The organism is Rhodococcus sp. DMU1 (assembly GCF_012272955.1).
In the GTDB taxonomy this organism is placed as follows: Bacteria; Actinomycetota; Actinomycetes; order Mycobacteriales; family Mycobacteriaceae; genus Rhodococcus; species Rhodococcus aetherivorans.
Map to the genome: position 1 here is coordinate 5,875,394 of NZ_CP050952.1, position 23,149 is coordinate 5,898,542.

The 23,149-nt window shown below is 70.4% G+C and carries 23 protein-coding genes; 13 read left to right on the top strand and 10 right to left on the bottom strand.

All coding sequences use genetic code 11. From position 1 onward, the window contains the following. Positions 1-220: 220 nt before the first annotated feature. Complete coding sequence (locus tag HFP48_RS26940; RefSeq protein WP_168580397.1) at positions 221-2,539, top strand: FHA domain-containing protein; 2,319 nt, start codon at positions 221-223, stop codon at positions 2,537-2,539. A gap of 16 nt (positions 2,540-2,555) precedes the next feature. On the opposite strand, the gene HFP48_RS26945 is transcribed toward HFP48_RS26940, so the two are convergent. Beyond that, positions 2,556-3,134 carry a hypothetical protein gene (locus HFP48_RS26945; RefSeq protein ID WP_050036131.1) on the bottom strand — a complete coding sequence of 193 codons (579 nt, stop codon included), beginning with the start codon at positions 3,132-3,134 and terminating at the stop codon, positions 2,556-2,558. A 90-nt stretch (positions 3,135-3,224) separates the two neighbouring features. Here HFP48_RS26945 and HFP48_RS26950 point away from each other — a divergent pair, with 90 nt between their 5' ends. Further along, complete coding sequence (locus HFP48_RS26950; RefSeq protein ID WP_037202103.1) at positions 3,225-4,274, top strand: helix-turn-helix domain-containing protein; 1,050 nt, start codon at positions 3,225-3,227, stop codon at positions 4,272-4,274. A gap of 7 nt (positions 4,275-4,281) precedes the next feature. Here the strand turns inward: HFP48_RS26950 and HFP48_RS26955 are convergent, their stop codons facing one another. After that, entirely contained in the window at positions 4,282-6,651 is a 2,370-nt protein-coding gene (locus HFP48_RS26955; protein WP_043796923.1) for an FdhF/YdeP family oxidoreductase, read from the bottom strand. 167 nt (positions 6,652-6,818) lie between these two features. Here HFP48_RS26955 and HFP48_RS26960 point away from each other — a divergent pair, with 167 nt between their 5' ends. After that, on the top strand, positions 6,819-8,393 hold the full coding sequence (locus HFP48_RS26960) for an FMN-binding glutamate synthase family protein (RefSeq protein ID WP_168580398.1): 1,575 nt from the start codon (positions 6,819-6,821) through the stop codon (positions 8,391-8,393). Positions 8,394-8,500: 107 nt separating this feature from the next. Next, positions 8,501-8,662 carry a hypothetical protein gene (locus HFP48_RS26965; protein WP_168580399.1) on the top strand — a complete coding sequence of 54 codons (162 nt, stop codon included), beginning with the start codon at positions 8,501-8,503 and terminating at the stop codon, positions 8,660-8,662. A gap of 79 nt (positions 8,663-8,741) precedes the next feature. On the opposite strand, the gene HFP48_RS26970 is transcribed toward HFP48_RS26965, so the two are convergent. Together HFP48_RS26970 and HFP48_RS26975 are read right to left on the bottom strand one after the other, a co-directional pair. Beyond that, positions 8,742-9,566 carry a cytochrome c biogenesis CcdA family protein gene (locus HFP48_RS26970; protein WP_168580400.1) on the bottom strand — a complete coding sequence of 275 codons (825 nt, stop codon included), beginning with the start codon at positions 9,564-9,566 and terminating at the stop codon, positions 8,742-8,744. Continuing rightward, positions 9,563-10,273: a thioredoxin domain-containing protein gene (locus tag HFP48_RS26975; protein ID WP_168580401.1), complete on the bottom strand. Its 711-nt coding sequence runs from the start codon at positions 10,271-10,273 to the stop codon at positions 9,563-9,565. Before HFP48_RS26975 ends, HFP48_RS26970 begins: the two co-directional genes overlap by 4 nt. Positions 10,274-10,401: 128 nt before the next feature. On the opposite strand from HFP48_RS26975, the gene HFP48_RS26980 reads away from it, so the two are divergent. Next, entirely contained in the window at positions 10,402-10,899 is a 498-nt protein-coding gene (locus HFP48_RS26980) for a hypothetical protein (protein WP_168580402.1), read from the top strand. Here the strand turns inward: HFP48_RS26980 and HFP48_RS26985 are convergent. Next, positions 10,889-11,830: a M56 family metallopeptidase gene (locus HFP48_RS26985; RefSeq protein WP_168580403.1), complete on the bottom strand. Its 942-nt coding sequence runs from the start codon at positions 11,828-11,830 to the stop codon at positions 10,889-10,891. The two genes, HFP48_RS26980 and HFP48_RS26985, sit on opposite strands and share 11 nt — an antisense overlap. Beyond that, a complete protein-coding gene (locus HFP48_RS26990) occupies positions 11,827-12,204 on the bottom strand; it encodes a BlaI/MecI/CopY family transcriptional regulator (protein ID WP_210432844.1) in 378 nt (125 codons plus the stop codon). Before HFP48_RS26990 ends, HFP48_RS26985 begins: the two co-directional genes overlap by 4 nt. Positions 12,205-12,590: 386 nt before the next feature. Between HFP48_RS26990 and HFP48_RS26995 the strand changes: the two genes are divergently transcribed. Then, on the top strand, positions 12,591-13,316 hold the full coding sequence (locus HFP48_RS26995) for a peroxiredoxin (protein ID WP_210432785.1): 726 nt from the start codon (positions 12,591-12,593) through the stop codon (positions 13,314-13,316). A 310-nt stretch (positions 13,317-13,626) separates the two neighbouring features. Continuing rightward, positions 13,627-14,205: a hypothetical protein gene (locus tag HFP48_RS27000; protein WP_168580405.1), complete on the top strand. Its 579-nt coding sequence runs from the start codon at positions 13,627-13,629 to the stop codon at positions 14,203-14,205. A gap of 113 nt (positions 14,206-14,318) precedes the next feature. Here HFP48_RS27000 and HFP48_RS27005 read toward each other — a convergent pair whose 3' ends face one another. Beyond that, a complete protein-coding gene (locus tag HFP48_RS27005) occupies positions 14,319-14,675 on the bottom strand; it encodes a winged helix-turn-helix domain-containing protein (protein ID WP_246872488.1) in 357 nt (118 codons plus the stop codon). On the opposite strand from HFP48_RS27005, the gene HFP48_RS31765 reads away from it, so the two are divergent. Continuing rightward, the gene (locus tag HFP48_RS31765) at positions 14,664-14,834 is read left to right on the top strand and encodes a hypothetical protein (protein ID WP_246872489.1); all 171 of its coding nucleotides are present in this window, start codon (positions 14,664-14,666) and stop codon (positions 14,832-14,834) included. The two genes, HFP48_RS27005 and HFP48_RS31765, sit on opposite strands and share 12 nt — an antisense overlap. A 97-nt stretch (positions 14,835-14,931) precedes the next feature. Here HFP48_RS31765 and HFP48_RS27010 read toward each other — a convergent pair whose 3' ends face one another. The 3 genes from HFP48_RS27010 to HFP48_RS27020 all read right to left on the bottom strand — a co-directional run bounded on the left by HFP48_RS27010 (position 14,932) and on the right by HFP48_RS27020 (position 17,785). After that, on the bottom strand, positions 14,932-15,495 hold the full coding sequence (locus HFP48_RS27010; RefSeq protein WP_168580406.1) for a flavin reductase family protein: 564 nt from the start codon (positions 15,493-15,495) through the stop codon (positions 14,932-14,934). A 231-nt stretch (positions 15,496-15,726) separates the two neighbouring features. Next, positions 15,727-16,572 carry an NADPH-dependent oxidoreductase gene (locus tag HFP48_RS27015; protein ID WP_168580672.1) on the bottom strand — a complete coding sequence of 282 codons (846 nt, stop codon included), beginning with the start codon at positions 16,570-16,572 and terminating at the stop codon, positions 15,727-15,729. A 94-nt stretch (positions 16,573-16,666) separates the two neighbouring features. Further along, entirely contained in the window at positions 16,667-17,785 is a 1,119-nt protein-coding gene (locus HFP48_RS27020) for an LLM class flavin-dependent oxidoreductase (protein ID WP_010596237.1), read from the bottom strand. 498 nt (positions 17,786-18,283) lie between these two features. On the opposite strand from HFP48_RS27020, the gene HFP48_RS27025 reads away from it, so the two are divergent. The 5 genes from HFP48_RS27025 to HFP48_RS27045 all read left to right on the top strand — a co-directional run bounded on the left by HFP48_RS27025 (position 18,284) and on the right by HFP48_RS27045 (position 23,019). Next, positions 18,284-19,348 (top strand): 2-oxoglutarate and iron-dependent oxygenase domain-containing protein, encoded by a 1,065-nt coding sequence (locus tag HFP48_RS27025; RefSeq protein ID WP_010596238.1) that lies wholly within the window; start codon positions 18,284-18,286, stop codon positions 19,346-19,348. Beyond that, a complete protein-coding gene (locus tag HFP48_RS27030) occupies positions 19,345-20,184 on the top strand; it encodes a MetQ/NlpA family ABC transporter substrate-binding protein (RefSeq protein ID WP_006943671.1) in 840 nt (279 codons plus the stop codon). Before HFP48_RS27025 ends, HFP48_RS27030 begins: the two co-directional genes overlap by 4 nt. After that, a complete protein-coding gene (locus HFP48_RS27035; RefSeq protein WP_102031753.1) occupies positions 20,181-21,191 on the top strand; it encodes a methionine ABC transporter ATP-binding protein in 1,011 nt (336 codons plus the stop codon). Before HFP48_RS27030 ends, HFP48_RS27035 begins: the two co-directional genes overlap by 4 nt. Then, positions 21,188-21,856: a methionine ABC transporter permease gene (locus HFP48_RS27040; RefSeq protein WP_029546695.1), complete on the top strand. Its 669-nt coding sequence runs from the start codon at positions 21,188-21,190 to the stop codon at positions 21,854-21,856. Before HFP48_RS27035 ends, HFP48_RS27040 begins: the two co-directional genes overlap by 4 nt. A 119-nt stretch (positions 21,857-21,975) precedes the next feature. Further along, on the top strand, positions 21,976-23,019 hold the full coding sequence (locus HFP48_RS27045) for a putative sulfate exporter family transporter (RefSeq protein WP_006943674.1): 1,044 nt from the start codon (positions 21,976-21,978) through the stop codon (positions 23,017-23,019). The last annotated feature ends 130 nt before the right edge of the window (positions 23,020-23,149 follow it).

Below are 23,149 nucleotides of genomic sequence, written 5' to 3' on the forward strand. Positions count from 1 at the left end.
TCTGTTAGTAGTGTCCTGGGCCACACAAGCGCCTGTCAAATCGGGCACACCACACTCGCGCCGTCCGCGTCGACGGCCTGGCCTGGGCATTCCCGGAGTGGGAGAATCGGAGATCGACCGGCTCCCGGCGCACGATGCGACGAGCGGTCGGAAATCGTCGGTGGGCGGTCGAGGACCGCACGTCGGTGCGAGCGGACACGTCTGACGGAAGGCCGAGACGATGGACGACCTGGAGACCCGGCACGCGCAGGTCCTGCTCGAATGGGACGACGGGCGCGCCGGCTACGGCCCCGGCGCGACGGTGCGCATCGGCCGCGACCGATCGATGGACGTCACCCTCGACCACCCGGTGGTCTCCCGCGAACACGCGTTCCTGCACTGGGACGAGGGGTGGTATCTCGTCGACTCCGGCAGCAAGAACGGGCTTTTCGTCGACGGCCGCCGGGTGGAGCGGGTCCGGGTCACCGGGACCGTCGTCGCCAGGCTCGGCGACCGGGCCGAGGGACCCGACCTCCGGATCTCCGTCGCCGAACCCGAGGCGACCCGCGAACGCAGATGGGGCCTGCTCGACCAGCTGACCGCGGTCCGCGCCGGCGACACCCGCGGACCGCTGCGCCGGCCCCGCCCCGCGCCCCGGCCCGGCGACGTGTCGATCGGCCGCGCCGCCGACAACGCCGTCGTCGTCCCCGACGTCCTGGCCTCCCGGCAGCACGCGGCCCTGCGCACCGGACCGTCCGGTCTCGAGATCGAGGACCTCGGCAGCGTCAACGGCACCTTCGTCGCCGGCACCCGGATCACCCGCGCCGCCCTCACCGAGGGCGACGTCGTGACGATCGGCAACACCGACCTCGTCGTCCGGGACGGCACCCTCGTCCCCCGGGAGAAGGTGGCGGCTCCCGCGACCGGTGGCCTGCGGGTCCGCGCCGTCGGGCTGACCATCGACGGGAATCGTCGACTGCTCCACGACGTCACCCTGGCCGCGCCGCCCGGCACGCTCACCGCCGTCATCGGCCCCTCCGGCGCCGGCAAATCCACCGTGGCCAAGATCGTGTCCGGCACCGGCAACCCCACCGACGGGGTCGTGGAGTTCGACGGCCACAGCGTGCACGCCGAATACCAGGCCCTGCGCTCCCGGATCGGTCTCGTCCCCCAGGACGACGTGCTCCACCGGCAACTCACCGTCCGCGAGGCCCTCGGCTACGCCGCCGAACTGCGGCTGCCGCCGGACACCACCCGCGCCGACCGCGACGAGGTGATCGCCCGGGTGCTCGCCGAGCTACAGCTCACCGAGCACGCCGGCACCCGCGTCGACCGCCTCTCCGGGGGCCAGCGCAAGCGCGCGTCGGTCGCCCTCGAACTGCTCACCGGGCCGTCGCTGCTGATCCTCGACGAACCCACCTCCGGCCTCGACCCGGCGCTCGACCGGCAGATCATGACCACGCTGCGCCGCCTCGCCGACTCCGGCCGGGTCGTCCTCGTCATCACGCACTCGCTGTCCTACCTCGAACTGTGCGACCAGGTGCTGCTGCTCGCCCCCGGCGGCAAGACCGCCTACGTCGGCCCGCCCGGCGAGGTCGGCGCCGCCCTCGGCAGCACCGACTGGGCGGAGATCTTCGCCCGCGTCGCGGCCGAACCCGACGCGGTGCACGCCGAGCACCTCGCCCGCAGCGCGGCCGTCGACCATCCCCCCGCCGCCGCCCCCGGGCCGCTGGGCCGCCCCGCCCATACCTCCCGCCGCCGACAGCTGAGCACCGTCGCCCGGCGGCAGATGCGGCTGATCCGTGCCGACCGCGGCTACCTCGTCTTCCTGTCACTGCTGCCGTTCATCCTCGGCGGGCTGTCGATCCTGGTGCCCGGCAGCGACGGATTCGGCCCACCGAGCCCGGGGGCGGAGCCCGGCGAGCTGGCGTTCATCCTCATCCTGCTGATCCTCGGCGCCTGCTTCATGGGCTCGTCGCTCACCGTCCGGGACCTCGTCGGTGAACGGATGATCTACCACCGCGAACGTGCCGCCGGGCTCGCACCCTCGGCGTACCTGATCGCGAAGATCGTGGTGTTCTGCGCCGCCGCGATCGTGCAGTCGCTCGTGCTGGTCCTCGTCGTCCTCGTCGGCAAGGGCACTCCCGGGCCCGGCAGCGTGATCCCCTCCGGCAGCGTCGAACTCGTCGTCGACATCGCGCTGACCACGTGCGCCTGCGTGGTGGTCGGCCTGGCCCTGTCGGCCGTCGCCCGGTCCGGCGAACAGGTGATGCCGCTGCTCGTCGTGACGGTCATGGTGCAACTCGTGCTCAGCGGCGGCCTGATTCCCATCACCGGGCGCGCCGTGCTCGCCCAGCTGTCGTGGCTGTCGCCGTCGCGCTGGGGCTATGCCGCGACCGCCTCGACCGTCGATCTGCGTGCCAAGGACCCGACCGCCGAGGCCGACGTGCTGTGGCAGCACGCCCCGTCGTGGTGGCTGCTCTCCACCGGGATGCTGCTCCTCCTCGGCATCGTCTACGCCACGTTCACCTACACCCGGTTGCGGCTGCGCGCCCGGTGAGCGCGATGCCGATGTCTCACACGAGGACGAGCGCGACGGCGACCGCGATGTCGAGGACGGCGCAGAACTCGGCGAAGGAACGGTCCACGGTGACCCGGAGCCGATGGTGGACGAGATCCCACACGCCGTGCAGGAACCATCCGGCCGCGACGATGTACCGGGCTACGTCCGGATCGACGGCGAGCGCGACCAGGCCGAGCGCCCCGAAGGCGACCATGCCGGCCGCCTGGACGAGGAAACGGCGGTCACGCAGCCGGCCGCGCACCGCGCCCACGACGACCACGACCGCCGCCGCGGCGCCGATCAGCACCGTCGACGGCACGACGTCCAGCGCCCGCACCACGAACCACGCCGTGTAGGAGGCCGGGAACACCACCCACACCGCACGCGGGCGGTCGAGCACGGCCGTGACGAGATACAGGAACGGCAGCAGCATCATCATCTCGGTGAGGATCTCGACGCTCGCCTCGGCGGGCGTGCCGATCAGAGCGAACGCAAGAGCCGCCACCGTCGGCCAGCGCTGCGCCAGGAAGGCCGGCCCGGCCGAGCGGCGCGATGCGGGGCGGGCCGTGCTCACGGCCGTCGTGGTGTCCATGAGGTCTCCCGGGGGCAGTGGTGGGGGATGCCTCCACGATCGGCGGCCGGGGCCGGCCGGGCGAGACCCGGGCGCCGGACAGGTCCGGAAATTTGGGATCCCTGTCCGCCGGACACGTCGCGTCCGGGCCCGGCCCCGGTTACGGTCGACGGTGTGGACGAACGACTCGTGGTGGTCGTCGGCTACGACCGGGCGGAGCTGCTCGACATCGCCTGCGTGACGACCACGTTCGCGGCGGCGAACCGGTTCGGCGCGGTCCCGGCGTACCGGGTCGAGCTGGCCACCCCCGGCGGGGCCGCGATCACCTGCGACACCGGGCTCGTGCTGGCCGGACAGCGACGGCTCGAGCGGCTCGTCGGAACGCTCGACACCCTCGTGGTCTCCGGTGGCTTCGGGCACATCGACATGGCCGACGACGCCCGGTTCGTCGGCCACGTGCGCCGCCTGGCGCGGGACAGCCGCCGGGTGGCGTCCGTGTGCACGGGCGCCTCCGTCCTCGCGGCCGCCGGTCTGCTCGACGGCCGTCGCGCCACCACCCACTGGGCGTTCGCCGATCGGCTCGCCGCGCGGTATCCGCAGGTGCAGGTGGATCCGTTGCCGATCTTCGTGCGCGACGGGCACGTCGCCACCGCCGCCGGCGTCACCAGCGCCCTGGACCTCGCCCTCGCGTTCGTCGAGGAGGACCACGGCCCCGACATGGCCCGCCGGGTCTCCCGGGCCCTCGTCACCTACCTGCAGCGGCCGGGCAACCAGGCGCAGATGAGCATGTTCACCACGGCCCCCGAACCGAAGGACCGCGGGATGCGGCGCCTCGTCGACCACATCACCACCCACCTCGACGGCGATCTGTCGGCCGCCGCGCTCGCCGCGCGCGCCGGGATGAGCGAACGGCACCTCACCCGGATGTTCCTGCACCACCTGCACGACACACCCGCCCGCTACGTCCGCCGGGTTCGGCTCGAGTCCGCCGCCGTCCTGCTCACCACCACGTCGCTACCGGTCACGGCGGTCGCGGCGCGCTGCGGCTTCGGCACGGCCGAGACGCTGCGGCAGGCGTTCACCCGTCGCTACGGGGCGTCACCGGCGGCGTTCCGCGCCGGTCACTCGCGTACCGCGGCCCGGCACACCGGGGCCGGCTGAGCGGGTCTCAGGACAGGTACTCGGGGTCCGGGCAGGTCTTGTGCGACCAGTCCGACCCGAGGCGGCCCTGGTGCGAGTCCTCCGGGCACTCGCCGCTGCGCTCGCCCGCGCGCGCCAGGGACACCACGACGGATTTCGAGGTAGGGCAATTGCTCTGGCGTGCAGTCGAATCCAGCGGTACCAGCTCGTTGGTCTCGGGATAGTAGGCGGCCGCCGAGCCGCGCGGCGTGTCGTACTCGACGATCCGGAACGACCGCGCGCACCGGACCCGCTCGTCGCCGTCCCACCGGGTGAACAGGTCGACCAGGTCGCCGTCGTCGAAGCCGAGGGCGGCGATGTCGTCGCGGTGCAGGAAGATCACCCGCCGCCCGCCCTCGATGCCGCGGTACCGGTCGCTCAGCCCGTAGACGGTGGTGTTGAACTGGTCGTGGCTCCGCAGGGTCTGCAGGATCACGTGCCCCGCGGGCACCTGCAGCACGTCGATCGGGGAGACCGCGAACTCGGCCCGCCCGGAGGCGGTGTGGAAGGAGCGCGAATCGCGCGGCGGATGCGGCAGCACGAAGCCGCCCGGCCGCCGCACGTTCACGTCGTAGCTCTCGCACCCGGGCACCACCCGCGAGATCAGGCCGCGGACGACGCCGTAGTCGTCGCGCATCGCCTTCCAGTCGAGGCCGTACCGGTCCCCCAGCGTGGCCTCGGCGATCCGGGAGACGATCTCGACCTCGGACTTCAGGTGCGCGCTCGCCGGCGGCAACGGTCCGCGGGACGCGTGGACCGAGCACGTGGAGTCCTCGACCGTCACGAACTGCGGGCCCGACGCCTGCACGTCCTGCTCGGTGCGGCCCTTGGCCGGCAGGATCAGCGCCGTCTCCCCGCACACGAGATGCGACCGGTTGATCTTGGTGGAGACCTGCACCGTCATCCGGGCCCTGCGCATCGCCGCCGCGGTGACGTGGGTGTCCGGCGCGGCCTGCACGAAGTTGCCCCCGAGCCCCATGAAGAAGCGGGCCCGGCCGTCGCGCAGGGCCCGGATGGAGTCGACGGTGTCGAAGCCGTTCTCGCGCGGCGGATCGAAGCCGAACTCCCGTTGCAGCGCATCGAGGAAGTGGGCCGGCGGCCGCTCCCAGATACCCATGGTGCGGTCGCCCTGCACGTTCGAATGCCCGCGCACGGGGAACAGACCCGCGCCCCGCTTGCCGATGTTGCCCTGCGCGAGGGCCAGGTTGGTGACCTCCTTGATGGTGGCCACCGCGTTGCGGTGCTGGGTCAGGCCCATCGCCCAGCAAAACACCGTCGCGCGCGAGTCGCGCAGCAGCGTCGCCGCCTCGGTGATCTGCTCCCGCGACAGCCCCGTGGCGGTGGTGACGACGTCCCAGTCGACGCCGGCGACGTGGTGGCGCCACTGCTCGAAACCGTGGGTGTGCCGTTCGATGAACTCGTGGTCGAGCGCGTCCCATTCCACGAGCAGCGAACCGAACGCCTGCAGCAGCGCGAGGTCGCCGTTCAGCGCGATCGGCAGGTGCAGGTCCGACAGGTCGGTGCCGCGGCCGACGACCCCGCGTGGGGTCTGCGGATTGCGGAAGTTGACCAGGCCCGCCTCGCGCAGCGGGTTGATCGACAGGATCGTGGCGCCGTTGCGTTTCGCCTTCTCGAGGGCGGTCAGCATGCGCGGATGGTTCGTCCCCGGATTCTGGCCCTGCAGGACGATGAGCTCCGCGTGGTACACGTCGTCGAGCGTGACGCTCGCCTTGCCGATGCCGATCGACTCCTGCAGCGCGATGCTGGTGGACTCGTGGCACATGTTGGAGCAGTCGGGCAGGTTGTTCGTGCCGAAGGCCCGGGCGAACAGCTGGTAGGCGAATGCCACCTCGTTCGAGGCACGCCCGGAGGTGTAGAAGATCGCCTCGTCGGGGCTGTCGAGCGCCTCGAGTTCCGCACCGATCAGGGCGAACGCCTCGTCCCAGTCGATCGGCTCGTAGTGGGTGGCGCCGGGCCGCTTGATCATCGGATGCGTGATGCGGCCCTGCCGGCCGAGCCAGTGCTCGCTGTGCGAATCCAGGTCGGCGATGCTGTGTGCGGCGAAGAACTCGGGAGTGGCACGGCGCCGGGTCGCCTCCTCCGCCACCGCCTTCGCACCGTTCTCGCAGAACTCGGCGACCGATCGATGTCCCGGGTCCGGATCGGGCCACGCACAGCTCATGCAGTCGAAGCCCTCGGCCTGGTTCAGCCGCAACAGCGTCTGCGCCGTCCGGATCGGTCCCATCCGTTCGAGGGACCGCTTCAGCGACACCGCCACCGCGGTCGGGCCCGCGGCGTGATCCTCGGCGTCGTCGACCTCGAGGTCGCGCTCGTCGTAGTCCCGATCGTGTCTGCGCATCGCCGGCCCCTCGTCGTCCACACCGTGTCCGCGGTCGTCCACACCGTGTCCGCGCGCCCGGGTGCCCCGCGCACGCGTGTCGGTGCACTGCCTACCCGCGCGGCCCGCTCCCGAAACCGCGTTCACGAAGGTCGGCGGGCATCGCGGCAGCGTCGTACGGTGGCCCCATGAAGTGGTCGAAAGCCCTCGGAATCCCCGCCGCGGCGATGGCCGCGGTCGCCTCGTACGACCTGCTGCAGCGACGCCACGCGCTGCTGCGCAACTTCCCCGTCGTCGGGCACGGCCGCTACCTGCTCGAAGCGGTCGGTCCCGAGTTGCGGCAGTACATCACCACCGGCAACGACGAGGAGCGCCCCTTCACCCGCGATCAGCGTCGCTGGGTGTACGCGTCGTCGAAACTCGTGAACAACACCTTCGGTTTCGGCACCGACAACGACGTCGAATACACCGACGGTTACACGATCATCAAGCACCGCACGTTCTCCGAGACCCCGCCGTCGGCGGCGCCGCACGCCGGGGAGGAGCTGCAGATCCCGTCGGCGAAGATCCTCGGCGGGGCGCGCGGGCGGGCGAAGGCGTTCCGGCCGCAGTCGATCGTCAACATCTCGGCGATGAGCTTCGGCTCGCTGAGCGGGGCCGCCGTCTCGGCGCTCAACCGCGGTGCCGCCGCCAGCGGGTGCCTGCACAACACCGGCGAGGGCGGGCTGTCGCGCTACCACCGCAACGGGGCAGACCTGATCTTCCAGATCGGCACCGCGTACTTCGGCTGCCGCGACGAGGAGGGCCGGTTCGACCTGGCCCGGCTGAAGGCCGTCGTCGAGTCGGCGCCGGTGCGGGCGATCGAGATCAAACTGAGCCAGGGTGCCAAGCCCGGCCTCGGCGGCCTGCTGCCCGGAGCCAAGGTGACCCCCGAGATCGCCGAGATCCGCGGCATCCCGGAGGGTCGCGACTGTGTCAGCCCGTCGCGGCACACCACGTTCCACGACGTCGACAGCATGCTCGACTGGATCGAGCTGATCGCCCACGAGACCGGGTTGCCGGTCGGCATCAAGTCGGCGGTCGGCGACATGGCGTTCTGGCAGAACCTCGTCGACGCGATGTGCAACTCCGACCGCGGCGTCGACTTCGTGACGATCGACGGCGGCGAGGGTGGCACGGGCGCCGCGCCGCTCGTGTTCACGGACGCGGTCTCGCTGCCCTTCCGCAGCGGCTTCGCCCGGGTCTACAAGCTGTTCACGGAGGCGGGCCTCAGCGACGACGTGACGTTCATCGGCGCCGGCAAGCTCGGACTGCCCGACAACGCGGTGGTGGCGATGGCCCTGGGCTGCGACATGGTCAACATCGCGCGGGAGCCGATGCTCGCGATCGGCTGCATCCAGGCCCAGAAGTGCCACACCGACCGGTGTCCGACGGGCGTCGCCACCCAGAACCCGTGGCTCGAGCGGGGGCTCGACGTGGAGCTGAAGTCGGTGCGCGCCGCCAACTACATCCGGGCGCTGCGCCGGGACATCTTCAAGCTGGCCGAGGCGTGCGGCGTCGCGCATCCCGCTCTGATCACCCCGACCGACGTCGAGGTGGCGGACGGCAACCGCCGCGCGATCACGATCGCGGAAATGTACGGCTACCAGCCCGGCTGGGGCCTGCCCGGCGCGTCGGACCGGGAAGAGATCACGCGGCTGATGCTCGGGGTCGCCGCGGCCGAGGGGGGCGAGGGCTCGCCCGGCGCGCGCACGGTGCCGTGACGCGGGTCGGGTCGCTGTCCAGAATCCGGACAGTTCGGGGCGCCGAGCCCGCGTCACGCTGGAGCACGACCACTCGCGACACCGCGGAACCCGCCGGGAGGCAGATCGTGATCGACAAGATGTACGCCACGGTTCTCACCGTCGGCGGTGTCGTGTTCGCCGGCTGCCTGCTCCTCGGCGAGGCGATGGACGCGATGGGCGGCGGGGGCCGGATCGTCGTCCCGGAGGTGCCGGACAACGCCGGCGAACGGTCCGCGCAGCTCTGCTAGGAGCCTGACCGAGGGCGCCGGTCCCCTGGTCCTGGCACGGGGCCACGGTGATCTGCGGCAGCGTCGGCTCGGCCGGATCTCATCGGCGTTGCCGGGCTCGCAGCACCCGGACCGCGACCACCGCGAAGAGCGCAAGGACGACGATCAGCAGAAGACCCGGCTCGGACAGGGCCGCGGCCCACCGTCCGAGGGTGACCTGTAGATCGAACTGCTCGTCGACCCCCATCACCCCCGTGAGGTTCGCTGTGCCGTCCGTGGTGAGGAACAGGAGGCCGATGCCGACGAACAGCAGTCCCGACACCAGGGAGGTGGTGTGGGTGTGCAGCGGTCCGAGGCTGATCGGCCGTCCGCGCAGCCAGGTGCGCTTGCCGAGGTCGAAGCGCTTCCAGGCCGAGGCGAGCGCGAACAGCGGCAGGACCATTCCGAGGGCGTAGACGGCCATGAGCGAGGCGCCGTGCAGCGGGTGACCGCCCGCGACGGCGATGGTCAGCACACTCCCGAGCAGAGGGCCGGAACAGAATCCGGCGAACCCGTACACCGCGCCGAGCACGAAGACCGACGCCGCCCCCGAACCCGTGATCGAGTTCGCCGCCCGCTGTGCCGACGTCGAGGCGAAACCCTTGCCGAGGACGGTCGTGATGCCGAGGCCGATCAGCACCGCACCGCTGGCCAGGGTGATCAGCCCGCGATGCTGGGTCAGCGCCGCGCCCAGCAAGCCCATACCCGCCCCCAATGGGGTGAGCACCGCGGCGAGGCCCCCGTAGAAGATCGCGGTGCGGGCGGCCAGACGTCCGGCTCCGTCGAAGGCGTAGGCGAAGAACGACGGCAGCAGCAGCGCCGAACAGGGGCTGAGCAGCGAGAGCACGCCGCCGAGCAACGCACCGAGCAGCCCGATCTCGGTCACGGCGCCGACCCGGCGGCCGCGTCGATCACCTGCTCGAACACCGTCACCGGCTGCGCCCCGAGGATCGGGGTGCCGTTGACGACGAACGACGGCGTGCTCGACACCCCGATCGCGTTCGCCTCCAGCACGTCGGCGTAGATGGCCTGGTCGGCGGAGGCGCCGGTCGCGTCTCGTGCGAACCGGTCCAGGTCGGGCACTCCCGCGGCCTCGGCGAAGCCGCGCAGGGCCTCGGGGCTCAGGTCGGGATGACCTCGTTCCGGCGACGCCGCGTACACCGCGGTACCGAATTCCCAGAACCGGCCCTGTTCGGCGGCTGCGCGCCCGGCGCGGGCGGCGGCCATCGACTGTTCCCCGAAGATCGGCAGATCACGCCATTCGATGCGCAGGATGCCCTCGTCGACATACTTGTCGACCAGAACGGGCTCGGTGTCCCGGCTGAACTTGGCGCAGAACGGGCAGCGGTAGTCCGAGTACGCGATCATCACCACCGGGGCGTCGACCGCGCCGAGGGCGAGGGGGTCACCGTCGAGGCGCCGGGACAGATCACCGACCGGGCCCATCTCGGGAGTGGGTGCCGACGCCGTGTTCTCGGTGTCGCCGGTGCGGTCGACGATCAGGACGGCAAGGAGCACGAGGACGACGAGGCCGAGTGCGCCGAGCAACCACAGGTCGCGGCGAGGCTCGAGGGTTCGGGCGGGTGGGGTCATTCGCAGCCTTCGGGTCGGTGCTTGCCGGGTCGGGTCGCCCGCCCGGAACTACTAAGAGCGATAGTAGCTCGAGCTACTAAGCTCCTTAGTAGTTGGACACCCCTGCACCCTCGGACAAGGATGACGACGTGCTCACTTCCGCCACGGACCTCGACACCACCACGCGTACGGCGGCACCGGACCGAAGGAGGCGAGTGCTGCGTTCCGCCACGGCAGCCGTGGTGACGCTGATGGCGGTGGGTGTGCCCACGGACATCCTCGCCAACCCGTGGTTCGGGCGCGAGGTGCCGGTGCGGTGGTGGGAGTATCCGGTCCTGGCGGCAACGGTGATGCTGACCGCGCTCTGGTTCGGCATCCAGCAGCATCGCCCGGGCGAGACACAGACTGCGACGCCCGCGGCGGGGGTGCTGTTGACCGTCTTCGCCGTCGGCTGCCCGGTCTGCAACAAGCTGGTGCTCGTCACCGTCGGAGCGTCCGGTGCACTGGGATGGTGGGCCCCGCTGCAGCCGGTTCTCGCCGTTCTCTCGCTGGCGATGCTCACCGCCGCGGTGCTCTACCGCTGGCGCCGCCGCCCCTGCAACGACTCCTGTACGCCGTCGGTGGCCCCGACCGCACCTACACGGTGAGGCAGGAGGCGGCCACGATTCCGATGACCGAGACGCCGGTGAGGAGAGCGGGGAGCGCCGAGACGGTCAGGGCGAGCGGATAGGCGAGCACCCGGCGGGACCACTCAGGACGCGGAGCCCGACTCAGCCAGCGGAGACGGTCGTCGACGAAGCGGTGGGACGACGGATCGGGTGTGCTCGAACGGGCGCTGCACCGGATCAGCGCATCCCGGACCGCCTCATGGCCGCAGACATGGGCGGCTCGGCGATCGGCCGCGAGTTCGACGAATACCCGCACCCACGCCGCCCCTTCCCGACACAGGGGCACGAACGGCAACGCCGCCGCCAGGGCGCCGCCGAACATCACGAGCACATGGTGACGTCCCCGGATGTGCGCGTACTCGTGGGCAAGCACCGCTCGGCGCTCGAGGGGGGCGAGCACCGACAGCCCCTCGCTGGCAACGACAATCCCGTTCCTGCCCCCGACACTGTATGCAGCACAAGATTTTTCGCGCAGCCACACCACCTCGCCGACCTCGCCGCTCGTCCGCGCCTCGCCGAGGATCCGGACCAGGTTCAGGTGCGCGGCGCTGTCGCGGCGATGCCGGCGATACGACCGGCCCACCACCAAGGCGATCCGCACGAGCAGAGCACCGGCAAGGGTCCACAGCGCCGTCTCCGCATAGGGCAGCCACGGCAGCAGCCCCTCGTCCCGAGCGGTGCGCACGCACGACGCCGCCAGGAGAGGTATCTGCTCCGACCACAGACCCGGCCGGGTGACCACCGCGAGCGGACCGCCGACCAGCGCCGAGACGAACAGCACTTGGGTGGACACCCACGCCACCAGCGCCAGACGCGGATCCGTCCCCGGAGCCGCCAGACGGGGCAACCACCGCGGCGCCCCGAACCCGAGCACGAGTGCTGCCGCGAACAGCGCGACGGCCACGATCACGAGGACACGTCCCCACGTCCGCGGTTTGTGGTTCGGCGGGCGGCCCGGCGCAGGATCCGGGATTCGTCCTCGGTGGCGGAGCTGGCGAAGTGCAGCATCACCTGTTCGGGGTTCCCACTCGCCTGCAACACCTGGCGCATGAGTTCGGCCGCCGTCTCCTCCCGGCTGCGTACCGCCCGATAGCGGTAGCCGCGTCCGATCCGGCTGCGCGAGACCATGTTCTTGGTGTGCAGATTGTCCAGGACCGTCATCACCGTCGTGTACGCCAACGCCCGCGGCGAATTCAGGCGCACCATCACGTCCCGCACCCGAAGCGGCTCCTCGGCCTGCCACAACACGTCCATGACCGCCGATTCCAGCTCGCCGAGGCCCATCACGTCCGTGTCACCGCTTCCGTTACACCCTTACCGTCCGAGCGCCGGCCGGACCGATCCCACTGTACGACCCGCACCGTCGATCCTTCCCGCGTGGGCCGGGCTTCTACGCGCTGCCGACACGAACCGGAGCGGTCCGTGCCGGGCCTTCGTCCGGCATTCCGCGCCGCCCGCGACAGGACCAGCCGGGAAATGCAGCCACCGACCACCGCAGCGCGGTCACCCCGGTTTCCGAGGTGAAAGCCATGGGGGCCGAGGACGGCCCGAAGAATTCCTTTCCGGAGTAGCGGCGGCCGGGGCGGAACCGGCGAAGCCCTCGACCCCATACCCTATGGGGTATATGCTGGCATTGTTCCGCGATCCACTCTCGATCGACGAGGTGACCGATGACCACCGCAGACACTCCCGCCCGGACCGTGACCTCGATGCCCCGGATCGGCGACCCGGCACCCGCCTTCACCGCGGTGACCACACAGGGGCAACTCAGCTTTCCCGGCGACTACCAGGGCAAGTGGGTGATCCTGTTCTCCCACCCGGCCGACTTCACCCCCGTGTGCACCAGCGAATTCATCACGTTCGCCTCGATGCAGGACGAGTTCCGCAAGTACAACACCGAACTGGTCGGACTCTCGGTCGACGGCCTCTACAGCCACATCGCCTGGCTGCGCACCATCAAGGACAAGATCACCTTCAACGGCATGAGCAACGTCGAGGTGACGTTCCCGCTCATCGAGGACATCACGATGGAGGTGGCCCGCAAGTACGGCATGATCATGCCGGGCGAAGACTCCACCAAGGCCGTCCGGGCGGTATTCGTCGTCGACCCCGGCGGGATCATCCGCACGATCATCTACTACCCGCTGAGCATGGGTCGCAACTTCGACGAGCTGCTCCGCGTGATCAAGGCCCTGCAGACCGCAGACGCGTTCGAGGTGGCCACGCCCGCCGACTGGCGTCCCGGCGACCGCGTGATCGTCCCGACCGCCGGCTCGTGCGGTGTCGCGGCGGACCGGATGGCCGGCGCCGAGGAAGGCGTCGAGTGCGAGGACTGGTTCTTCTGCACCAAGCAGATCAGCGAAGATGAGGTCGAGAAAGCCATCCGCGCCGACTAGCGTCTCATCACTTCCCCGGCAGCGAACCCGATCTGCCCGCGCCCGGGGCGCGGGCACCGCCGGGTCCGTCGGCACTTCCGCGACCCCGAACGACGGGTCCACCACCGAATCGAGCGTTCCCGACCGATTGTGTAGGATATCGCCCATGGCACCCGAGACCGCAGCGACCGTCGTCGCCCGCTGGTGCCGTCGTCACGTCGATCTGGGCCGGGTCTCCTCGGGCATCTGTACGGGCTGACTGCCCACAGCCCCTTCCGCACGATGCACCGGAACAACCCACCGGTGCATCGACAGATCCAGGAGAAACTCCTTGTCGCACAATGATGCCCGATCCTCCACCCGTCCCCTGCGCATCGCCGTCGAACTCGCCGGACCCGAGGGCCCGCACTACTGGGCCGATCTGACCACCGGACGCGCCGACGAACCGGCGCTCGACCTGAGCGCCTCGCCGTCGAACGTGGTCCGCATCCGCGCCGCCGACCTGAGGAAGAGCGCGAAGCTCCGCGAACGGGCGCGCTCCCAAGCCCGCGCCGACGGTCGCGACCCCGACAGCGTCAGCGTCCTGGTCGATCTCGAGGTGCTCGTCGCCGAGGAGGCCCGCGGCGCGCGCAAGCGGTATGCGCTGCTCGACGGCGGTCGTCGCGCAGACACCCTGTCCTACATCGGCACCCCGCACGGACTCGCCGGACTGATCGCCGACATCCACACCACCCGCGTGGCCGATGGCGTCACCCTTCTCCCGCTCGGCGCCGAGTTCACGATCGAGCACATCGTCGACGGCACCCTGCCGTGGCTCGAATCACGAGGTCTGGCAACACCGTCACCCGCTGTGGTGGAGGTCCTGCGGCGTTTCGGCACCGAGGACCGCGGGCTCCTCCCCGCCTCCTGACCGCTGTCCGAGAGGCGGGGCGAGAGTTCGTTCTCTCGCCCCGCTTTCAGTCCTCGCGAGGTCCGAGGCGGCGGCGGTATCCACCGCGGACTCGACGGCATCGTCGCCCGGCGTCACGCGCACCGCCGCGTCAGCAGTTCCGTGATGTGAACGGCCTGGTGCGGGTCGAAGCGATATCCGCTGCCGCGGACCGTGGAGATGATGCTGCCGAATTGCTGCAATTTGGTCCTGATCCGGGAGACGTGGACATCGACGTTCCGGCCGCGACTGTCCACCTCCCGCACCCCGGTCCCGAGGTCACGCAGGACGGCCCGGGACACCACGGTCCTCGGGTTGCGGACGAGATAGGCGAGGATCTCGAACTCGCTGTGGCTGAGCAGTACTCGCCGGCCATCGAGCAGGACGTCGCGGGCGGGAAGGTCGATGATCAACGGGATGGGGGTCGGGCTGAGCACCGTATGGGTGCTCACGCCCGGAGCCAGATCCTGGGCGGCCTCGCGAAGGGCATCGGCGAGCGCCGCCAGGTCACGCGAAGAGTGTGTTCCGATGTCGGGCAGTCGCAGGACGAGAACGAGTTCGGCACCGGCGTCGGTGACTACGTCATTGCGAGTGTCGAGGATTCCATGTGAGGCTCCGGTCGAGGAGGGGATCCGACGAGCTGACGGGCGATGCGGTGCGGCGACAGCTCGGACACTCGTTCCGGAGACTCGGCAGGCGACTCATGATTCACTCCTCCAATGCGACGGGGCGGTGGTAGGCGCCCTCGTGGTAGAGCAACGGAATACGCTTGCCCTCCGCCGGATTCGAGTCCTCGTGCGCACGAACCACGACACCGACGACCAGAGTGCTGTCACCGAGCGGAATCAACCGGTCGACGACAACCCGGAGCCAGACCGGCGTGTGGTGCAGGACGGGTTCACCGGATTCGAGTCGGGTCCAGAGCGACTCGTCGGAGAACCGCTCCGCCGCGCTGCGCGCGAAGCGCTGCGCGAGATGCTGCTGATGGTCGCCCAACAGGTGGATCACCAACGACTCGGCCGAGCGGACGGCGCCGATGCTCGACGACGTGTCGGTGATGTTGAACGAGACCAGCGGCGGATCGAGGGAGAGCGAAGCGAAGGACGTCGCAGTGAACCCGACCGGGCCGGAGCTGGATTCGAGAGTGACGATCGTGACCCCGGCGGGGTGCCGCCGAAGGGCCGAGCGGTATTGGTCGCCACGGACGCCCGGAGCGTGCTCCGATGCGGCGGTGGCGGAGTATTCGAGGGCATTCGACATCGACAGGGACATAGCCGTTCCTTGAAGGAGGTACATACCGAGACGGAGGGAGGAGTCGGGAAGACACGTACTCAGGTCAGGAGGCACAGAGACACGAGCGGGTGCGGCACAGGTCCACGTGCCTGCGGCTCCACGCTGTTTCGGTCATAGTGCTCGATCCTCACCTGTCTGCAGTCGATCGTGGCCGGCCCCGACGGTCTTCGTCGGGGCACAGCCGAGGCGGTGCCGGGGTTGCCGGCGCCCCTAGTTCGTCGGGAAACCCCTTTCGCGCAACGCGTCTCGAAGTCGGCGGCGCGATCCCAGGGTACCCGGATCCGTCAGTCGTGCCACGATTCGCCCGGTCCAGCTGCCCGGCAGGCCCTGTCCACGGTAGAAGTCCTCGGCGCGGGTGTCGTACCGGGCGATACCCGCGTCCTGCGCCTCGAGTCGGTAACGGTCCCGGTGGCACACCACGTCGAAACCGAGTCGCGGCTTGACCTCGGCCCGCTCCGCCGGATCGGGGAAGCCGACCGAGAGGCCGACGACCGGGAAGACCCGCTGCGGCAGTTCCAGGACGTCGGCGACGCGCTCGGGCTCGTTGCGGATGCCACCGATGTACACGGTGCCCAGGCCGACCGATTCCGCCGCGACCACGGCATTCTGCGCGGCCAGGGCCGCGTCGACCACGCCGAGCAGGGTGCCCTCGGCGAAGTCCGCGTTGACGAGTTCTCGGCCGTGGACCGTAGCGATGCGCTCCGAGCGGGCGAAGTCTGCGAGCCAGACCAGGAAGAGCGGCGCGTGGCGGACCGCATCCTGATCGCCCGCAAGGGTGGCGAGCGCATCGATCCGCTCGCGGTCGGTGACGGCGACGACGGACCACAGCTGCAGATTGCTCGAGCTGGCCGCGGACGACGCGGCGGCGACGACGGCGCGCAGATGATCCTCGGGGACGGGACGGTCGAGGAACCGGCGCACCGACCGGTGCGCCAGCTGAGTCGCCAGCACCGCGTTCCAGGGGCCGGCCGTGTCGGCAGCACCGAAGCGTCGTTCGAGAGCACCGCGTCGTTCGAGAGCACCGCGTCGTTCGAGAGCATCGGAGCGAGCGACCACCCGATCCGCGCCGGCGCCGGGGTTCGCTGTGAGTGGGTGAGACGTGGTCACGAGTGGAGCCCTTCTGGCCGGTTCCCGGCCGGTCGACGGATCGCTATCGGCTGCCCACCGGCGAATCGGCGGTGAACCCTCTGGCGCGCTCGGTGTCGGATTCGCTCCACAGCGTCGTCGGCGGTACCTCCGCGCGCACCAGCGGCACGACCTCCTCGGCGAATCGACGCAGGGTGTCCTTCTGGCGTTCGAAGTCGAGCACGTGGTTGACGGATACGGATTGGAGGACGTGGCCGAAGCACTCGTGGTAGTCGAGGATCTTCTCGGCCACGCGATCCGGCGAACCGACCAGGGCCGGACCCCGCTCGACCGCCTCCTCGATCGTGCGGAAGCTGGTGGTCTTGCCGACGGCGCCCGGATCATGTTTCCTCTTGTCGGCCTGGCGTACCGCACCTTCGTAGATGGGCCGGTACTCCTCGATCGCCTTCTCCGTGGTGTCCGCGAGGAACAACCCGCCCGAACCCGATCCGACGTAGGCCTTCGCCGGGTCGTGACCGTGTGCGGCGTAGTGCTCGCGGTATCGATCGATCAGGACCTTGTAGTTCTCCCGGGGCTGCAGGGCGTTGGCCGTCACGATCGGGTCTCCCCACTTCGCCGCCAGGTCCACTGCCCGCGCCGACGTGGCGGATCCGTGCCAGATGCGGAACGGCCCGTCGAACGGGCGGGGCAGCGTCGTGACATCGGCGAGTGCCGCTCGGTACTCACCCGACCAGTCGACGTGTTCCTCCCGCAGCAGCCGGCGCAGCAGTTCGTAGTTCTCGGTGAGGTAGTCGTACTGTTTGCCGATGTCGAGGCCGAACAGGGGGTACTGGAGCACCTCGTTGCCCTTGCCGATGACGATCTCGAGGCGGCCCCGGCTCAGCTGATCGACGGTGCACAGATCCTCGGCGACGCGCACGGGATCGAGCACCGACAGCACGGTCACACCCGTGGACAACAGGATCCGCTCGGTGGCCTGTGCGATGGCACCGAGGACGACGATCGGGCTGGACGAGAGCACGTCGCCGGCATGACGTTCGCCGACCGAGTAACTGTCGATGCCGAGCTGCTCGGCGAGCACGGCCATCTCGACGACGCGGTTCAGGCGCTCCGCGGGAGCGACGACGTCGCCGGTGACCGGATGCGGCGGGTTGAAGATGATGTCGAGGATCTGGAAGCGCACGAACTACAGAGTCTGCCGTCCCGGTGGGCGTCCGCGAAGGGTTGTCCTCGAGGTGATCGGAACCGTTGCGCCCGGCCGGACACGTCGCCGTCGTCGTCTCGGCATCGGCGTCACGGTAGCCGTGCACCGGGGTGCGGACCAGGATTGCGATCGTCGTGATCCGAAATCGGTGCAGGTCGGACCCGCCCGAAAGGGCGTGGGTTGTCCGAGACCCGTCCACTGGATAGCGTGACCGTCCGGCAGCACCGAGGGCGGATTCCCGCCACGAACGGGCCGCGCCCGCGGCCCATCGGAGGAAAGATGGTCGGCACCAGTCACGCGCAGGTCGTGATCGCACGCGTCGTGGGCACGCACGCCCCGGCGTGTTGTTGTCGCTGACAGCCGTCCCACCGGACGCACCCGCGTCTCCCGATACTGACATCTCCTCCGGCCGCCGGTGCCGCGTTGCCCGTTTCCCGGGCACCCGGCGCTCGACGTGGCCCGAAAGGACTCCCTGCGATGCCTCCCTCGACCACCCTGCCCGTCGTCGACCTCACAGGCCTCGACGGCGATGCCGCCACCCGGGCCGCCCTGCTCGACCGGCTGCGCCGGGTCACGCACGAGGTCGGCTTCTTCCACCTGGCCGGCCACGGCATCGACCCGGCCCTCGCCGACCGGCTGATCGCGGCGGCACGCGCGTTCTTCGCCCTGCCCGACCCCGTGAAGCTGGAGATCGAGAACTCCCACTCGCCTCATTTCCGCGGCTACACCCGCGTCGGGGGTGAACGAACCCAGGGATATGTGGACTGGCGCGAGCAACTCGACATCGGCCCCGAACGGGCTCCGGTGGCACAGTTCGACCCCCAGCGGCCGTGGGAGGTGCTGCACGGTCCGAACCTGTGGCCGAGCCGGGTGCCGCAGCTGCGGACGCTCGCGCTGCAGTGGATCGAGCAGGCCGGCGCGGTCGGCCGTCGACTCCTCCGGGCATGGTCCGAATCCCTCTCCGCACCAGCCGATTTCTTCGACGGCGCGTTCGCGGACCCCGATCCGCTGCTGAAGATCGTACGGTACCCGGGCCACGACCGATCGATCACCGGACAGGGTGTGGGCAGTCACAAGGACGTGGGAGTTCTCACGCTGCTCTATCCGGAACCCGGAAGCACCGGCTTCCAGGTGGAGATCGACGGCACCTGGGTCGACGTCGAACCCCTGCCCGGACACTTCGTCGTCAACATCGGCGAACTCCTCGAACTGGCCACCGGCGGCTACCTGAAGGCGACGACGCACCGGGTCCTTCCGCCGGCTCCCGGCACCGACCGGGTATCCCTGCCGTTCTTCCTCAATCCCGCACTGGATCAGGCGTTGCCGCATGTGCCGCTGCCCGGCGCACTCGCCGCCGAGGCCCGCGGGGTGGGTGCGGACGAGCACGGTGACGCCCTGCACGCCGTGTACGGGCTCAACGCGCTCAAGTCACGGCTGCGGGCACACCCCAACGTCACCGAGCGCCATCACGCCGACCTCTCGAACTCCCCCCTCCTCGCCGGCCGGCCCGGCGATCTCGACGAAAGCGAACACTCCGAATGACTCTGCGCCGCACCCTGTCCGTGGTCTCCGCCGTCGCCCTGGCCACCGGGCTGGCCGCCTGCTCCGCCTCCGGGACCGGTGAGGACACGCTCGTGATCTCCGCCTCCGCGACACCGCACGTCGAAATCCTGGAACACGTGCGGCAATCCGGTGCGCTCGGCGACGTCGTCCTCGACATCAAGCCCGTGACCGGCGAGGTGGACCCGAACGAGTTGCTCGAAGCCGGTGACGTCGACGCCAACTTCTTCCAGCACCACCCGTACCTCGCCGACTGGCAGCAGCAGAAGGGCGTGGACAACCTCGAGTCGGTCGCCGCCGTACACCTCGAACCGCTCGGCCTGTACTCGAACAAGATCGCCGCGGTCGCGGACCTGAAGGACGGCGACACGATCGCGCTGCCGAAGGACACGACCAATTTCGCGCGTGCGCTCTACCTCCTGGAGTCGGCGGGCCTGCTCGAACTCGACAAGCCGCTGTCCGAAGCGGACATCGCGACGGTCACTGCCGCGAACATCGTCTCGAATCCGAAGAACCTGAGGTTCGTCGAGCTCGAACGCGCGCAGCTCGCGCGCACCGTCGACGATCCGGCGATCACGGCCTCGGTCGTCAACTCGAACTACGCGCTCGAAGCGGGGCTCAACCCCGCGGACGACAGCATCGTGCGGGAATCCGTCGACAACAACCCGTTCGAGAACATCCTCGTGGTGCGATCGGAGGATGCGTCCGATCCCGCCGTCACCGCCCTCGCGGACGCCCTCGAGTCGCCCGAGGTCGCCGCCTGGATCGCCGAGAACTACGACGGCGCGGTCGTACCCGTCCACGAGGTCGGCGCGTGATCGTCGTCGACGGACTCACCAAGTCGTACCCGGCAACGGGCGGCACCGGCACGATCGACGCACTCCGCGGAATCGACCTGAGGATCGACGAGGGAGAGGTCTTCGGCATCGTCGGCCCCAGCGGTTCCGGCAAGTCCACGCTGCTGCGGTGCCTGAACCTGCTGGAACGCCCCACGAGCGGACGCATCCTCCTGCGCGGCGAGGACCTCTCGCACCTGTCCGAAGGCCGGCTGCGCGCGTCCCGTCGCCGCATCGGCACCGTGTTCCAGCAGTTCAACCTCCTGCACTCCCGCACCGTCCGCGCGAACGTCGAGTTTCCGCTCGAGGTCGCCGGCGTACGGAGGACGGAGCGACGGGACCGGGCCGAGACGTTGCTCGAGCTGGTCGGGCTCACCGACAAGCGGGACGCCTTCCCCTCGCAGTTGTCCGGCGGGCAGCAGCAGCGCGTCGGCGTCGCGCGCGCACTCGCCGCCGAGCCCGACGTCCTGCTGTGCGACGAGGCGACCAGTGCCCTCGACCCGGCCACCACGGAGCAGGTGCTCGATCTGATCGCGACCGTCAACCGGACCCTCGGCGTCACCATCGTCGTCGTCACCCACGAGCTGTCCGTGGTGCGCCGGATCTGCACGTCGGCGGCGCTGCTGGACGGGGGCCGCATCGTCGAATCCGGTCCCGTGGCCGATCTCGTGGCCGACCCCCTCTCCCGCCTCGGTGATGCGCTGCTGCCGGCGGGCGTCGGCGAGCAGAACGGGGACGTGACCGCGCTCGTCACCGCCCGCGGCTCTGCCGTCGCCACGCCGTGGCTGTCCCGGCTCTCCCGCGACGTCGGGGTCGACGTCGCGGTCGTCGGTGGCCGGGTCGACCGTGTCGCCGGTACCGACATCGGCAAGCTGCACGTGCGTTTCGACGGCGACGTGGATCGCGACGCGGTGGACCGATTCTTCGCCGCCCTGCCCGACGTCACCGTCGCGTGGACGACCGGCGTCGTGGCGAGGGTCGGGGCATGAACAAACTCAGCTGGTACGACGCCCTGCCCGAGGTGTGGGCCGCCACGCTCGACACCCTCTACATGGTGGGCGTCGCCTTCCTCCTCACCGTCGTGGGCGGGGTGCTCGTGGGTGTTCTGCTGCACGTGACCGCGCCGGACGGGCTGCGCCCGATCCGCACGCTGTATCTCGTGGTCGGGGCCGTGGTCAACGTGTTCCGTTCGCTGCCGTTCCTGGTCCTGCTGATCGCGCTGATCGGTGTGACCCGTCTGGTGGTCGGGACTGCGATCGGGCCGACCGCCGCGCTCGTCCCCTTGACGATCGGCGCGATCCCGTTCTTTGCCCGCATCGTCGAGAGCGCGCTGCGAGAGGTTCCGCGTGGGCGGGTGGACGCGGCCCGGGCTATGGGGGCCTCGAACCGGCAGATCGTCACCAAAGTACTTCTTCCCGAATCGCTTTCGTCTCTGATCTCCGGTGCCACCCTCACCGCGGTTCTGCTGGTCGGCTACTCCGCGATGGCCGGGGTCGTCGGTGGCGGCGGGCTCGGCGACTTCGCCATCGTCTACGGGTACCAGCGCTTCAACACCCCGGTCCTGATGGTCGCGGTGGTGGTGTTGATCGTGCTCGTGCAGGCGCTGCAGACCGTGGGAGACGTCGCGGTGCGGGCGCTCGCACACCGGCGATGAAGTTCGCTTCGCGGCGGCGCGGCCGTGCCTACCGCGGCCCTGTCTCATATCGAATCGATATGAGGTGATGCCGAAACACCGTCTATCCGCGACGCACGCCACCCGCCAGGGTGGAGACCATGGCCACTTCTCTCCAGACGCTCTCGGCTCCGGCCGCGGTACGCCTGCGCGCTCCGCTTCCGGGACTCGCCGTCTGTGCTGCGGCGGCAGCGGCGGCCCTCGTCGCCGCCCGGCTCGCCGGGGGCATCAGCCCCCTGCTGATCGCCATCGTCCTCGGCGCACTCCTGGCCAACACGACCTCGCTCCCGGCGTCCACCGAACCCGGCCTGGCCGTGGCCTCGCGCCGGTTGCTCCGGATCGGGGTCGCCCTCCTCGGTCTGCAACTCCTCGTCACCGACGTGCTCGCCCTCGGCTGGGGCGTGCTCGGCCTCGTCGTGGCCGTGGTGGTCGGCGGCATCGCCGGAACGATGGCACTGGGCAGGATCCTCGGGCTCGACTGGACCCAGCGCCTGCTCGTCGCCTGCGGCTTCTCGATCTGCGGCGCCGCCGCCGTCGCCGCGGTGGACGGGGTCGTCGACGCCCGCAAGCAGCACGTGGTCACCGCCGTCGCACTGGTGGTCGTCTTCGGCACCGCCATGATCCCCGGCCTGCCGCTCGCGGCCTCCGCGCTGGGACTCGACACCACCCAGGCCGGCATGTGGGCCGGCGCCGCGATCCACGAGGTGGCGCAGGTCGTCGCCGCGGGGGAAGCCGTGGACGCCGGCAACGCCGGGGCGCTGGGCGCGAGTGCCCTTGCGGTGGCCGTGACCGTGAAGCTCGCCCGGGTCGCGATGCTCGCGCCCGTGGTCGCCTGGATCGGCGCGGTGTCCCGCCGCCGCAGCCGCGAGCAGACCGAAATGCGGCGGCCCCCGCTGGTGCCGCTGTTCCTGCTCGGCTTCCTCGGCTGCGTGGCCCTGCGCGCCACCGGCCTGCTCCCCGACCCGGCTCTGGACGTCGCCCGGCTCGCGCAGACGGCGCTGCTCACCGCCGCCATGTTCGCGCTCGGCACCGCCGTACGCATCGACGTCCTGCGGGGCGTGGGCTGGCGGCCCTTCGCGCTCGCCGCCGCATCCACGGTGTGGGTCTCGGCGATCGCCCTCACCGGAATTGTGCTGCTGGGATAGCGGATACGCTCCACAGCCGCGCGCCGATCGGCCACACACAACAGTCGTGCCGCACGCGGGTGACCGGAAGGTTCGCGGCTGGACGCGGTGGCCCGGCACGACGGCCCGGCCGAAACGGATCTCGCGGGAA